The organism is Pedobacter sp. 01T416_2 (genome assembly GCF_056398925.1).
The window spans coordinates 1-1,346 of the sequence record NZ_JBFTQI010001119.1 but is presented as its reverse complement, the minus strand read 5'-3'; the positions used below and the strand labels follow the sequence as shown (position 1 = coordinate 1,346).

Here is a 1,346-nt window from a genome sequence, read left to right as displayed (position 1 = left end):
CCGTTACATCGTAAAAGCTGAAGAATGAAGTGCTATCTTTTGTATCAACCGGTAAATATTTAGAATAGGTAGAGCGCGATAAAGATTGGATTCCGCCCATAATTAAGCCTACAATTGCGGCCAATGAGTAAAATTGATACTCGCCAGTGATGTAATAACCAAAAACACAACAGCCTATCCATACTACAACTACCATAATTAACACATTTATATTCCCTATTTTTTTAGCTAAATACGACATGAGCATGGCGCCGGGGATAGCAACAAGCTGAATGATCAATATCACTGCAATCAATTTTGCCGTTCCTAATTTTAATGTTTTTTCAGCGAAACCAGCAGCAGCAAGCATAATGGTTTGTACACCCATAGAGTAGAAAAAGAAAGAAACTAAAAATCCTTTTAAAACCCTCATTTGTTTAACCTGCGCCCAAACTTTCGATAGTTCGCTAAAGCCATCTTTAAGGATATTCGTTTTTATTTTATCGTGCTGAGGTGTTCCGTTCGGAAGTGCTGAAAAAGGAATCTGAGAGAAACCGATCCACCACACGCCAACCAATAAAAATGATAACCTTGGTGGAAATGAAGCATCAGTAATACCAAACCATTCCGGTTTTAACACAAATAGAAAACAAATCAGTTGGAGTAAAACCGAGCCGATGTACCCATACGAAAAACCTTGTGCACTCACACGATCCTGATGTTCTTCGGTTGYGATTTCTGGCAAATAAGAGTTGCTGAATAATACCCCGCCGATATAACCCATTGCTGCTAATGCAAACAAAATGATACTCATTTCGAGCGTATCTAGCTTAAAGAAATATAAACCGATGCAGGCCGCCCCACCTACATAGGTAAAGAATTTCATAAAAGACTTTTTATTCCCTCTTCTATCCGCAATGGATGAAAGCATTGGCAAAGCAAAAGCCATAATCAAATAAGCAAGCGATAAGGCATAATTGGAAAGCGAGGTATTTACAAAGGTCCGGCCAAAGAAATCCACTTTATCACCATGTTCTTTAGTGGTGGTAATAATGGTATAATAAGCTGGAAAAATAGTAGAAGTGATGACTAAGTTATAGGCAGAGTTTGCCCAATCGAAAAATGCCCACGAACGGATGGTTTTCTTATTGTTTTTTGTTATCATTTGTTTTTTCGCTTCGCGGAAGATTACATTGATTGTTTGATTGTACAGATTAAATAGTTCATTACAAAACTAATATTTTATTGGTAACTTGATTGGCATTTTTCTCACATCTCACATCTCACATCTCACATCTCACATCTCACATCTCACATCTCACATCTCACATCTCACATCTCACATCTCACATCTCACATCTCACATC

The 1,346-nt window shown here is 37.8% G+C and carries 1 protein-coding gene; it reads right to left on the bottom strand.

Annotation, left to right across the window (positions count from 1 at the left end; all coding sequences use genetic code 11):
* On the bottom strand, positions 1-1,144 hold a 1,144-nt coding region (locus tag AC1DPQ_RS27865), incomplete at its 3' end, for an MFS transporter (RefSeq protein WP_477611586.1).
* Positions 1,145-1,346: the final 202 nt, after the last annotated feature.